We start from the raw sequence: 12,751 nt of genomic DNA on the forward strand, positions 1-12,751 counted from the left end.
TGATGTCTCCTGACTTATCTATATTAGATTTTACAATATTTAGCGACTTTTACAATTATTTAGACCTTATAAAAGCGACAGCTTCGTAGGGTCTTAAGAGGATATTTCTATAAAGACTCCTTGATGTATAAGAACCTAGCAAATATTTATATTTTTTGTAATCCATAACCTGGTAGCCTATATCAATTAAGACTTCATTTTGGCCCTTATTTGCTAAGAATAAAATCTTTTCGTCATCTTGCTGCCTAATAAAGGCTATAATTTCAGATTCTTTTGGGAGAATTTTCCTAAGGCCTCTTACCCTAGCGATTTTGCTTTTAAGATCAAATAGCTTTCGTAAAAATATCACATCATCAAAATCTAAATCACTCTCATTTACATAAAGGCTAGATTTCAGGAAAAATAAGGTCATGTAAATCATCCTCTTAGCATAGATTGGATAATTTCGGTAATTAATTCCATCCTGCCAAAAATTTGAATAAGTCAAACAAAGTCCAGACCCAGTTTCCCTAAAATTTAAACTAAGCTTAAGTAAATCTCTTACCTGCCCATCATAGCCAATTAGGCTTAGGCCAGGAAGCTTGGGATTTGATAGGGACCTCATACTTAGATTCTGATTTTTAAAGGTTCCAAGGCTTGTAATTTCCTTATTAAAAAAGGTATTTTTGTTAAGCTCTCTTATAGCTTCAAAAAGTCCCAAACTAGAACTTTTTAAATTTTCCAGACCTTCTAAATTTAAAAATGAAATCCCATGCTTAATTAAATATTCAATAAAATGATAAAGGCTTTTTCTAATTTTCGGATCAGAAAAATCAATGGCTGAAGCAGGTTTAGAAAGTAAAGCTGCCATCAAATCCCTAAGGTCGAAGCCTAGGCCGAGCCCCAGACCTTGCTTATTATAATAATCATTAAGATTAAAAAGTTCTTTTATCCCTGCCTCATTAAGCTTATCAGAGAGCCTTAAAATTATATAATCAGCACCCAAAGACTTATAAAACCTTGTATTTACTTGTAATTTCTTAAAATCTTTTAGGTCAGTCCCTATAATTATTATATCGCCCATATCATCTTTCTATTTTTCTTAAATTTATTTAGCAAGAGTCAAAAGACCTGCGCAAAAGGAAAATTTTTCAAAGTTTATATCAGGAAAGGATTTTTTTATTTCATCATATACAAAATAAATCTCATCATCATCCCAATATTTTTCCGCTTCTCTCTTGCAAGCGTCCAAATCCCTACGGCTTTCAAAGGTCACATCACCAATATATATTTTTCCGCCATCATTAAGGAGAGTAAGTAAAAACTTTATGAGGACTACTTTCTCCTTATCATCCAAATGGTGGAGGGAATATGTTCCAACAATGGCATCATATTTTTTATCAATCAAACCACTAGCTAGGCCATCAGCAAGATTTCCCAAGTATAAATTTGCTTTTGGCATCTTATCTTTAGCTAGCCTTAGCATCTCTTCTGAAAAATCTTGACCGAAAATTTCAAGACCCTGGTCATATAAGGCATGAGCTAGCCTTCCTGTTCCAAAGCCCAGGTCTAATACCCTATGAACTTTAGAATTTAAAATCCTCTTATAAATCTCATTTATAATTTCCTTATAACCGGCAAAGGGATAGGACTTTTCATCATCAGTTTCCTTGACTGTCTGATCAAAAGTTTTCGCCCATAAGTCAAAGCCTGTATTATCTAGCATTGTCTCCTCCAAGTTTAACATTTACTTATTATAAGTACTTTTTGCTTAGATTATACTCCTTTGCATAGGTTTGAAAAAATGTATAATAGACCAGAAAGGAAAAATATGTTAAAACTTAAAAATATATCAAAAATTTACCACACTCAGGGCTTTTCTCAGAAAGCCCTTGATGGCGTGTCTATCTCATTTAGAGAAAATGAATTTGTTTCAATCTTAGGCCAGTCTGGAGGTGGCAAGACTACCCTCCTTAATATAATTAGCGGTCTTATGCGCTATGATGAAGGTGATTTAATTATAGATGGCAGGTCGACAAAGAAATTTACCGACAAGGACTGGGACTACTATAGGAATGTCAGGATAGGTTTTATCTTCCAATCCTACAACCTAATTTCCCACCAATCTGTCCTTGATAATGTAATTCTTTCCCTCACCCTATCTAATAAGGATACTGCCAATATGAAAGAAAAGGCCATCAAGGCCCTTGAAAGAGTCGGCCTTAAAGACCACATCCACAAAAAGCCATCAGAGCTTTCAGGGGGACAGATGCAGCGTGTCGCCATTGCCAGGGCTCTAGTAAATGACCCACAAATCCTTCTGGCAGATGAGCCTACAGGTGCCCTTGATAGCGAAACATCCCTTGCTATCATGGACCTTTTAAAGGAAATTGCTAAGGATAAGCTTGTAATCATGGTAACCCACAACCAGTCCCTTGCCGAAGAGTATTCAACAAGAATAATCGGTATCAAAGATGGTCAAATTATATCAGATTCAAATCCTTACGAGGATACTGATACATCCGATAATTTCAAGATTTCTAAGATTGCCCTTAAGCTTAAGACAGCCCTAGGCCTTTCTTTTAATAATCTTTTAAATAAAAAAGCCAGGACCCTCCTTACAGCCTTTGCTGGGTCAATCGGGATAATAGGGATTGCTCTAATCTTATCCATTTCAAATGGTGCAAGCGTATTTATCGAAGAAAACCAGAAAAATGCCCTCAAATCCTATCCTATAGAAATTGAGAAAAGCTCAGTCGACTTAGCTTCCCTTGGCCAAATGGGAGAAGATAAAAATAAAAATACAGATCAAAGCAAGGTCGCATCAAATGACATAGGCCTTAAAAATAGGTCCAAGCTTTCTGGCAACGGCTTAGAAAATGACCTTGAGAAATTCAAGTCATACTTAGAGGCTAATGACCAAAAATTATCTAATGAAGTCGGAAACCACTTTATCTCCTACACCTACGATGGTAAATTTGATATCTTCACAAAGGACCCTAAGGGAGAGCTTGTAAATACAGATGGATCTGATTTTGAAAATTCAAGACCTGCTGGTTTTAATTTTCTATTTGCCTTTGGAGCTTCTAAGCAAAACCCAAATATATCCCAACTAATTACTACAAAGGATGGACAAATCTCCCCTATGGTCAAGGATGAATATGAAATTGTAGCAGGTCATTGGCCAGAAAATCCTAGTGAACTAATCCTTTTCACCGACTACAACAATCAGATCCTAAGGTCCAAATTTTATGAATTAGGCTTTCTTCCAAAAAAAGAATATGAAGATATCTTAAAAGGTTTGGATGATAAGAAAAAAGTTGACATCAAAAAGGTCAGTCTAGATTCAAAAGAAATCCTCGGCAAGGAATATAAAATCCTAAGCCCTTCCGATTATTACGAAAAAGAAGGCAATAACTTTGTATCTATTAAGGAGAATCAGGCAAAAGTAGATGAGAAAATCAAAGACGCCAAGACCCTTAAAATCGTAGGCATAGCAAAAAAGACAAAGGATGATGACAATAGGATAATCCAAACTCCCCTAGCCTATACGGAGGGCTTTACCAAGGATATGATTGCCTATGTAAATAATCAGGAGATTATCAAAAAACAAATAGAAAACCAAGATACCAATGTCCTAAACGGCCTAAAATTTAGGGCAGCAAATGACGATGAAAAAATAAAGCAAAGTAAGGACTACCTAAATAATTTAACCGAAACTGACCTTGCAAGGGTCAATGGATGGATTCTTCAAAATAAGGAAGATTTGGTGAAGAAAATGCAAGAGGAAAGCAAAAAACTTGCCATGGTAGGCAAGGGTCTTGCTAGTCCAAACGAGTCTCAGAATAACAAGCAAATGGTAGATTATCTTTTAAAAGAAGATGATAAAAATACCTTCCTTGAAATCTACGATGACTTCCTAAAAGACTTTTCCTACAAGAAAAACCTGGAAAACCTAGGCTATATAGAAGAAAAAAATCCATCAAAGATTTCGATTTATGTAGACAATTTTGAAAATAGGGACAAGGTCAAAGTCTTTATCGACGAATATAACCAAGGAAAAGATATTGAAAATCAAATCTCCTTTACCGACCTAATCGGGATAATTTCAAAGTCTATCACAGATATAATTGGAGCAATTTCCTATATACTCATAGCCTTTGTGGGAGTTTCCCTAATAGTTTCATCAATCATGATTGGAATTATCACCTATATCTCAGTCTTTGAAAGAACCAAAGAAATTGGAATATTAAGGGCAATCGGTGCTAGCAAAAAAGATATCTACAAGGTCTTTATGGCAGAAACCATGATAATAGGCCTCTTATCAGGTCTCATAGGAGTCGGCCTATCCTATATTTTAAATATCTTTATAACAAGGATAATGGTAAAAATGTCAGGATTTGCTGATATCGGAGCAAAACTTCCTCTAGAAGCAGCCCTTATCTTAATCCTAATCTCAGTAGCCTTAAGCCTAATAGCAGGGCTCATCCCATCAAGGATAGCTGCAAACAAGGACCCAGTGGAAGCCTTATCTGCTGAATAAAAAAGAAGCCAAACCGGTGGTCCCAACCCAAATAAGGGTTGGGCCACCAGCTTAAGCTTCTTTTTATTTGCCTTCTTTAAGAAGGTCAATTTCTTCTTTTAGTTTACTAATCTCTTCTTTAAGATCTGAAATGTCTTCTTTGGCATCTTCTATATCATAATCTTCATTTTCAGCGTCGATTTCTTCTTGTACAGTTTCTTCTGCCTTTTCGAGCATTTCCTTATTGTCTATATGAGAAGAACTTATTAACCTTTTGAGCCTAAACTCATCATTTTCTGTAAATTCTACATCTTCGTCAAGCTTCTTTCTCATATAGTGCTTAATTCCGACTCTTTTTAGGGATTCTTTTTTGATTTCTTGTCTTTCCTTAAAGTATGCATAAACTAAAAGGCCTATCATAAAGATTCCCACATAGCCGATTATTGGATAAAATATGGAAACTAGCTTTTTAAAGCCTGCAAAAGATAGGATAAATCCTACTAGGGTAAGGCCTATAAGCATTAGCCTAAATCTCTTTTCCTCTCCCTTTGAAAATCTTCTGGCAAGAGCATAAAATAGGGAAATTCCTGTATTAAAAATCATGCCAAAAATTATAAGGGCCATGAAGATTCCAAGGTAAGGATTGATTTCCTTGATTATTTCAAGCATCGGTATATCAAGACTGTAAACATCTTCTATCCTGATAAATAAGGTAAAGGCAATGATTATACCCATGATTCCAGCTATGGCTCCTCCTAAAAGGCCGCCCCTGCCTGCATCTTCGCTTGCAAGTTCATCTCCACCTAGGACAAATCCCATTGATACAGCTGTCATCAGGCACATACCAAAATAGTTTAAAACTGTAAGGCTAAGTGAGTTGAAATTTGATGGTAGAGTCCTTGCGAAATTATCAAGTTCTTGCCAATTAATATCAGCTGTTGTAAAGGTATAGATTCCCCCAATTAGGCTAAGTACGACAATAAAAGGTGTAAATGATCCGATTATCTTACTAACCTTATCAAAGTCCATCATGCCGATTATTACAATCATTAAGGCACATATTACCCTACCGACATTTATATTTACTCCAAAGGCCTGGTTAAGGTTAGAACCTGCCCCTGCTATCATTACAAAACCTATTACAAAACAGGTAAATATAAGAGAAAAGTCCATAAATTTCGAAATAACTTGGTTGGTTATCTTGCTAAAAACATCTGAATGGTCTGTTGCTAGATAATGACTTCCTAGGATAAGTAGGACGCCACCTATGAGCATATGTAAAACTGCTACTATAGATATGCCGACCATGCCTGAAATCCCTAAGGATACAAAATATTGCATGAGTTCTTGACCAGATGCAAGTCCTGCTCCAGTTAAGACTCCTACATAGGCAAGCATTATCGTTATTGTTTTCTTGTTCATAATTCCTCCATCCTACAATAATACTTGTTTTTGCCTATTTTTCAAAGATATTATAGTTTTAAGCTTATTTCTTATCTATCTTATCAAGCAAATCATCTAATAAGTTAGGGAAGGCTTTTATAATTCTTCTCTCACCCATCTTATCAAATTTACTTATTAAATCTGCACGAAGCTTAGCTCGTTTGCTCTCAAGGTCTTTAAGATTAGAGCGAACCTTGGCTCTTTTTCCTTCAAGTTCTTTGATTTCAGGTCTTTCAGAAATCTCTTCGCCCTTTTCTTTTATAGCCATAGTCCTATCATAGACACGCTTACCAATATCATCAGAAACTTCCCTAATATCCTTGCTAGCTGCTTCTAGCTTCTTAAATTTCTTATTTAAGCCGACAAGGGTGAGGATAGTTTGGGCAAGGTCTATAGCAAAAATTATGAGTAAGATAAGATTGGTATAAAAAATAAATTTAGGATGCAAGAATGTAAAAAACCTTACAACCATAGGATGAACTGCCTCATATAAGACAAAACAAGCTAGGCCCCAAAGTATTGAAAATTCAAGGCATATGTAGCCGCCAAGATTAAATCGCATACCGGAATAGTCCCACCACTTCTTATGAAAGATTTTCTCAAGTAAAAAGCCCCCAACAAGCTCTAAGGCTGTAGCAATAAAGACAGATCCAAAGAATAAAATTAATTTGTTAGTCTTTGCTATATCTGTTAAAAAATAAATAACTCCCAGGGCTCCAAAGCCATAAATTGGGCATAAGGGTCCATTAAGAAAGCCCCTATTGATAAACCTACCCCTGTGGACACCTTGAAAGGCCACCTCCATTATCCAACCGATAAAGGCATAGACAAAAAAATATCCTATGTAATAATTCATAAAATCATCTCCCCTTATTTATATAAATTATGAAGTCATCTTTTCTAGAGCTTCTATATTTGTAATTAAAATCTTGCCCCTAGCAATAATTTTGATAAGACCCCTATCTTCAAAGCTAGAAAGTTTCCTAGATAGGGTCTCCCTTACAACTCCCGAATAAGAGCCAAGTTCCTCACGGCTTAGGTGGGATCTAATCAAAACTCCATCCTTTTTGACAACACCTATATCATAGGCCAGATCAAGTAAGAGCTTGGCCACCTTCATATCAGCATTTAGGCCAACCAGCCTATCAATAAGCTCTTCACTCCTCCTAATCCTCCTAAAGGATTGGTCCAAAATCTTAAGTAGGATGTCATTGTTCTTTTTTAAAATATTATCAAAATCAATTTTTGATATAAGAAGAACCCTTGTCTTATCAAGGGCTGTGGCCTCATATAAATAATTCTCATCAGTCAATAGATTATGAGCCCCTACGAAATCATCCTTCTTGTAAGTATACAAAATCTGCTCCCTTCCATCTGTAAGATACATAGAAATTTTTACAAAACCCTCTATGATAACATACATAAAATTAGGCTCATCACCGAAGGAAAATATGATATCTCCCTTCCTATATTCTAAGACTTGAGGCCTTATTCGAAAGCTATTTAATTCTTTTTCATCAAGATATGACAAAATTTTTATTTCATTCCTATCCATATATTACTCCTATATGGATTTTATCATATCTCTAGCATATTTTTCAAGAGCCTTGGCCTTATCCTTATCCATTGGCTCCATATTTTTAAGCCTATAATCCTTGCCCAAAAGCTTGTATTTATCAACACCCATGGTATGGTAAGGCAAAATTTCAAACTTATCAATATTCTTCTTGAGGGGAGATATAAATTCGATAAGTTTTTCCATATCATCTTTTGTATCTGTCACAAAAGGCATCATTACATGCCTAATCCAAATCCTGGTAGAAGAGTCTTCTATTAGTTTCATAAATTCGCGAAGAGGCTTTTGGTCAATTCCTGTAAGGGCCTTAAAAAAGTAAGGGTCATAGTGTTTTATATCAAGGATAATGAGGTCAGCTTCCCTTACTATATCCCTATTATATTTTGGATTTCCTATACCTGAAGTGTCAATTGCCACATGGATTCCTTCCTTATGAAGAGCTCTTATGGCATCAAGGACAAATTCTCCACTAAAAAGAGGCTCACCACCTGATAAGGTAACGCCGCCTCCATTTTTATAATAAGGTTTCATCCTAAGGGCCATCTTTACCAATTCATCCAGGCTAAATTCCCTACCAAAAGTAGGAGATTGGGTGTCGGGATTGTGACAAAAAGCACATCTTAAAGGGCAACCTGATAGGAAAAATACAGTCCTAATCCCAGGTCCATCAACTAGTCCCATTGTTTCTATAGAATGAACTTTCATATAAACTCCTTAAAATTATCCTTATTTAAAATTATTTCTCTTGTATATAGTAAAATCTACTTATCTTATAAAAGAAAAGTCCAAGGGACTCTACTGAGTCCCCCTTACATTTATTTTTAAAATATTTTCCTATCTTGTTTGATGGAAGGTTCTTTCTAGGACTTCTCTCTTTTGCTCATCTGTGAGCCTGTTAAAGTGAACAGCATATCCTGACACTCTGATTGTTAAGTTTGGATATTTATCTGGGTTATGGTAGGCATCTAGTAATTTTTCCCTTTGTAGGACGTTTACATTTAGGTGGAAGGCGTCTTGGCCGAAGTAGCCATCCATTATATTTACTAGATTTTCTATCCTTACCTCTTCTTCCTTACCTAGGGCATCTGGCACTATAGAGAAGGTATTTGAAATGCCATCTTCACATACACATTCGTAAGGAAGCTTAGCTACTGAGTTTAGACTTGCTAGTGCACCTGACTCATCCCTACCATGCATTGGGTTTGCACCTGGTGCAAAGGCTTCTCCTGCCTTTCTTCCATCTGGTGTTGATCCAGTTTTCTTACCATACATTACATTTGATGTTATGGTTAAGGCTGATAGGGTTATCTTAGAATTTTTATAGGTTGCGTGTTTTTTAAGCTCATTGCTAAAGTAGGTTAATATTTCTACAGCTATTTCATCTACCCTATCATCATCATTGCCATATTTAGGGAAGTCTCCCTCAGTTTCAAAGTCTACAGCTATTCCATTTTCATCCCTTACTGCTTTAACTTTGGCATATTTTATTGCAGATAGGGAATCAGCTACTATTGAAAGTCCAGCCACTCCTGTCGCAAGATTCCTCTTTACATAGGTATCATGAAGGGCCATTTGTCCAGCTTCATAAGCGTATTTGTCATGCATAAAGTGGATAACATTTAGGGTTTTAACATAAAGTCCTGCTAATTCTGATAAGACTTTCTTATAATTTGTGAGGACTTGATCATAGTCTAGATATTCAGTAGTGATTGGCTCAATATCATCAAAGACTCTTATTAGGCTGCCATCCTTATTCCTTTTCTTTTCATCAACTGCTCCATTTATTGAATATAGCAATGATTTTGCAAGGTTAGCACGGGCTCCGAAAAATTGCATTTCCTTGCCCACTTCCATGGCTGATACACAGCAAGCTATGGCATAGTCATCCCCATACATATTTCTCATCAAGTCGTCATTTTCGTATTGGATAGAATCTGTAAGAATTGAAACCTTAGAACAAAACTTCTTCCAACCTTCAGGAAGTTTTTCAGCCCAAAGAATCGTCATGTTTGGTTCTGGAGCAGATCCTAGATTTATTAGGGTATTTAGGTATCTAAAGGCTGTCTTTGTAACAAGAGTCCTTCCATCTAGACCCATACCACCAATTGATTCTGTTACCCAAGTTGGGTCTCCTCCGAAAACTTCATCATAGTCTGGAGTTCTTAGATGGCGAACAAGTCTTAGTTTGATAACAAGTTGGTCTATTATTTCTTGAGCACCAAACTCATCTAGGATACCCATATCCATATCTCTTTTGATATAAATATCTAAGAAACCTGCATTTCTACCAATTGACATGGCAGCGCCATTGTTTTCCTTAACAGCTGCTAGGTAGCCAAAGTATAAAAATTGTGCAGCTTCCCTAGCATCTGTAGCTGGTTTTGAAATATCTACGCCATATTTAGCCGCCATATTTTTAATTTTTCCTAAGGCTCTGATTTGCTCACTTACTTCTTCTCTTAGTCTTATAGTTGCTTCTAAATTTGTTTCATCTATTTCTATCTTGTCTAGGTCTTTTTTCTTTTCATCTATTAACCTATCAATACCATATAGGGCAACTCTTCTATAATCACCTATTATTCTTCCACGACCATAGGCATCTGGCAAACCTGTCAAAAGTCCCACAGTTCTTGCCTTTCTCATATCCTTTGTATAGGCATCGAAAACACCCTCATTATGAGTTTTTCTAAATTCTTTAAAATACTTAGCTTGAACAGGATCCATCTCTTGACCATAAGCTTCAAGAGATTGCTCAACCATCCTGTAGCCACCATAAGGGTTAACTATTCTTTTAAGAACTTCATCAGTTTGCAGACCAACTATAACTTCGTTTTCCTTGTCAATATAGCCTGCGTCAAACCCATCTATAGAAGAAAACTTGCTTGTATCTGCATTTCTGTAAGAATCTCTTATTTCTTTATTAATTAATTCTTCTACTTGGTCAAACAGTTTCCTTGTTTTTTCACTCTTACCAGCTAAAAATTCATCACTTCCCTCATAAGGTGTGTAGTTTTCTTGGATAAAATCACGAACGTTAATCTCATCCTTCCACTTCTGTCCCTTAAATCCATCGTATGCTAATTTTTCCATACTTCCTCCTAATATATTTTTTAAAAGCTAAGCTTTTTTATTTTCTGACTATATTATATATGGAAAAAGTTTTCTTGTATGTGACCTTGGTCACTTGGCCATAAAAAAAAGACAAGCCCTGAAGCATGTCTTTAAAAATAGTTTTTAGATTTTAAATTATTGGTTCGATATAGCCAAGCTCAATAGCCTTAGAGTATAAATCAACTTTATTGTCTACTTTAAGCTTATCATAAATACTTTCTATATGATGATATAGGGTCCTTTCACTAATAAAAAGTTCTTTTGCTATATCCGAATTTTTCTTACCTTTAATTATTTCCTTTAGGACTTCTTTTTCTCTTCTTGTTAAAAGATCTTTATATAAATTATCAACTCTATTGTATTTTCCATCACATATTAATTTAAGGTTTTCTAACAAGAAATCAACGTCAATTGATTTTGTAAAATATGCATCAGCCCCTAATTTATACGCATTATTTTTATATATAGGATTATTATATGATGATAGGATTACTTTTTTTATACAATTATTTTCATTATTCAATCTTTTTAATACATCAAAACCTGAATTTGAATTATTTAGACTTAAATCAATAAGACATATATCATAAATATTCTCATCTAATAACTTAAATAATTTACTAACATCGTTAGTGTATGAACATACTGAAATTTCAGATTTTTCTTCTAATAGTCTTGATAAGCTTTCACCAAATATTTTATGATCATCAAGTAAAATTATTTTCAATTCCATCACCTTTAATAAATACTTTCGTTTTTAAGATTCCATCTTCATAAAAATAATCAATACTACCACCATTTGAATCCACTAAAAATTTAATAAAAAGAATTCCTGATTTTGAGTTAAGAATGTTATGATAGTCTTCTTCATTCGCTCCATCGCTTACTATTTCAATTTTATAACCATCATCAGCTATATAGATTCTAAATTCTATTTTATAACCATTGGAATGTTTATAAATATTATTTAATAGCTCCTTACTAATAATTATTAATATCCTTAGTTTATCCTTATTGTCTAACTTATTTTCATCTAACAATATATCCATTTCAGTACTATAGTGCTTATTGGGAAATAAATTTTCAAGATCATATACTATACTTCTAAAATTATCTAAAATATCTACTTCATCCAATAAGGAATTTCTATATTGCATCATTATATTACGTGATTTCTTTTCTAAATTTCTAGTAATTTCTCTGCTTAAATCAATATCAGCCTTACTTAGACTTAAATTATTGATAATACTATATAAATCCTGAATAATTTCATCATGAATTATTCTTGCAAATTCTTCTCTTTCATTTGCAATGTAATATGCAATATCATAGAATCTTAATATATCCTTATACTTTTTTAGCATAAAACCTGATAAAAAGATTGAAAAAATCAAAATTAATATAATTATATATAAAAACCATTCATCTTTATATAAAGCAAAAGGGATCATGAGTACTGTAATAAAGCCTAATAAAGTTGTAAATATAAAATAAATTAAAATCCCAGTATTTTTCTTCAAATTCATACTCCTACATTCATATAAATAATAAATTAATCAAAATATGAGTTTATGTCACCCATCTCTTCCTTATCATTTATTAATTGCTTATACTTTCTAAACATCATACCTGTTATTAATGTCAGTCCTAGGAAAAATATAGTATAAATAATATAAATTATTTTTCCTGTAAAAGCTTTAGGTATACATATAATAGTTAGACTTGCCAATATTGCTATGGTAAGAATATATATAATTATTCCACTTTTTTTCATTTCAAATGCTCCTAGTTACAAGCTTTCATAGTAAATTTATATATTTAGCTTTAAAATATATAAGGTGTACTCCTTTCTTTTCTTAGTATTATCTTATCGCTATTTGTTAATTATATATATGGGACATTTCTGCATAATTAATGATTAAAAAAAGACAAGCCCTGAAGCTTGTCTTTTTAAATTTATTGAAATTGTTGTAAATTAATCACCAAATGGGATTATTTAACTATCTTAGAAACAACTCCTGATGCTACTGTTCTACCACCTTCACGAACAGCGAATCTTAGACCTTCTTCTAGAGCGATTGGCTTTTGAAGTGTGATCTTGAATGTTGCGTTGTCTCCTG

The 12,751-nt window shown here is 34.1% G+C and carries 11 protein-coding genes and 1 pseudogene; 1 reads left to right on the forward strand and 11 read right to left on the reverse strand.

Features of this window, described 5'->3' with window-relative positions; genetic code table 11:
* Positions 1–55: 55 nt before the first annotated feature.
* Together NH286_RS05985 and NH286_RS05990 are read right to left on the reverse strand one after the other, a co-directional pair.
* Entirely contained in the window at positions 56–1,063 is a 1,008-nt protein-coding gene (locus tag NH286_RS05985; protein WP_265237596.1) for a hypothetical protein, read from the reverse strand.
* A 24-nt stretch (positions 1,064–1,087) separates the two neighbouring features.
* A complete protein-coding gene (locus NH286_RS05990) occupies positions 1,088–1,705 on the reverse strand; it encodes a class I SAM-dependent methyltransferase (RefSeq protein ID WP_265237598.1) in 618 nt (205 codons plus the stop codon).
* 105 nt (positions 1,706–1,810) lie between these two features.
* Here NH286_RS05990 and NH286_RS05995 point away from each other — a divergent pair, with 105 nt between their 5' ends.
* On the forward strand, positions 1,811–4,522 hold the full coding sequence (locus NH286_RS05995; protein ID WP_265237600.1) for an ATP-binding cassette domain-containing protein: 2,712 nt from the start codon (positions 1,811–1,813) through the stop codon (positions 4,520–4,522).
* 63 nt (positions 4,523–4,585) lie between these two features.
* On the opposite strand, the gene NH286_RS06000 is transcribed toward NH286_RS05995, so the two are convergent.
* The 9 genes and pseudogenes from NH286_RS06000 to tuf form a co-directional block, all read right to left on the reverse strand.
* Positions 4,586–5,923: a hypothetical protein gene (locus NH286_RS06000; protein ID WP_265237602.1), complete on the reverse strand. Its 1,338-nt coding sequence runs from the start codon at positions 5,921–5,923 to the stop codon at positions 4,586–4,588.
* A gap of 64 nt (positions 5,924–5,987) precedes the next feature.
* Positions 5,988–6,800: a putative ABC transporter permease gene (locus NH286_RS06005; RefSeq protein ID WP_265237604.1), complete on the reverse strand. Its 813-nt coding sequence runs from the start codon at positions 6,798–6,800 to the stop codon at positions 5,988–5,990.
* 27 nt (positions 6,801–6,827) lie between these two features.
* Positions 6,828–7,499, reverse strand: coding sequence for a Crp/Fnr family transcriptional regulator (locus tag NH286_RS06010; RefSeq protein WP_265237606.1), 672 nt, complete (start codon positions 7,497–7,499; stop codon positions 6,828–6,830).
* 9 nt (positions 7,500–7,508) lie between these two features.
* Positions 7,509–8,225, reverse strand: coding sequence for a pyruvate formate-lyase-activating protein (gene pflA, locus NH286_RS06015; protein WP_265237608.1), 717 nt, complete (start codon positions 8,223–8,225; stop codon positions 7,509–7,511).
* A gap of 129 nt (positions 8,226–8,354) precedes the next feature.
* Positions 8,355–10,610, reverse strand: coding sequence for a formate C-acetyltransferase (pflB, locus tag NH286_RS06020; RefSeq protein WP_265237610.1), 2,256 nt, complete (start codon positions 10,608–10,610; stop codon positions 8,355–8,357).
* A 151-nt stretch (positions 10,611–10,761) separates the two neighbouring features.
* Positions 10,762–11,358 carry a response regulator transcription factor gene (locus NH286_RS06025; protein ID WP_265237612.1) on the reverse strand — a complete coding sequence of 199 codons (597 nt, stop codon included), beginning with the start codon at positions 11,356–11,358 and terminating at the stop codon, positions 10,762–10,764.
* Positions 11,339–12,151 carry a hypothetical protein gene (locus NH286_RS06030; protein WP_265237613.1) on the reverse strand — a complete coding sequence of 271 codons (813 nt, stop codon included), beginning with the start codon at positions 12,149–12,151 and terminating at the stop codon, positions 11,339–11,341. The genes NH286_RS06025 and NH286_RS06030 overlap by 20 nt, the downstream gene beginning before the upstream one ends.
* A gap of 32 nt (positions 12,152–12,183) precedes the next feature.
* Positions 12,184–12,405 (reverse strand): hypothetical protein, encoded by a 222-nt coding sequence (locus NH286_RS06035; RefSeq protein WP_265237615.1) that lies wholly within the window; start codon positions 12,403–12,405, stop codon positions 12,184–12,186.
* A 218-nt stretch (positions 12,406–12,623) separates the two neighbouring features.
* Positions 12,624–12,751: pseudogene (tuf, locus tag NH286_RS06040) on the reverse strand (elongation factor Tu); the annotation flags it as partial.

The sequence above is a fragment of the Anaerococcus sp. NML200574 genome (assembly GCF_026131665.1).
In the GTDB taxonomy this organism is placed as follows: Bacteria; Bacillota; Clostridia; order Tissierellales; family Peptoniphilaceae; genus Anaerococcus; species Anaerococcus kampingae.

What these genes read in the sequence shown, in the direction of transcription:
- NH286_RS05985 (WP_265237596.1), bottom strand. Translation starts at nt 1,063, where the DNA reads ATGGGCGATATAATAATTATAGGGACTGACCTAAAAGATTTTAAGAAA.
- NH286_RS05990 (WP_265237598.1), bottom strand. Translation starts at nt 1,705, where the DNA reads ATGCTAGATAATACAGGCTTTGACTTATGGGCGAAAACTTTTGATCAG.
- NH286_RS05995 (WP_265237600.1), top strand. Translation starts at nt 1,811, where the DNA reads ATGTTAAAACTTAAAAATATATCAAAAATTTACCACACTCAGGGCTTT.
- NH286_RS06000 (WP_265237602.1), bottom strand. Translation starts at nt 5,923, where the DNA reads ATGAACAAGAAAACAATAACGATAATGCTTGCCTATGTAGGAGTCTTA.
- NH286_RS06005 (WP_265237604.1), bottom strand. Translation starts at nt 6,800, where the DNA reads ATGAATTATTACATAGGATATTTTTTTGTCTATGCCTTTATCGGTTGG.
- NH286_RS06010 (WP_265237606.1), bottom strand. Translation starts at nt 7,499, where the DNA reads ATGGATAGGAATGAAATAAAAATTTTGTCATATCTTGATGAAAAAGAA.
- pflA (WP_265237608.1), bottom strand. Translation starts at nt 8,225, where the DNA reads ATGAAAGTTCATTCTATAGAAACAATGGGACTAGTTGATGGACCTGGG.
- pflB (WP_265237610.1), bottom strand. Translation starts at nt 10,610, where the DNA reads ATGGAAAAATTAGCATACGATGGATTTAAGGGACAGAAGTGGAAGGAT.
- NH286_RS06035 (WP_265237615.1), bottom strand. Translation starts at nt 12,405, where the DNA reads ATGAAAAAAAGTGGAATAATTATATATATTCTTACCATAGCAATATTG.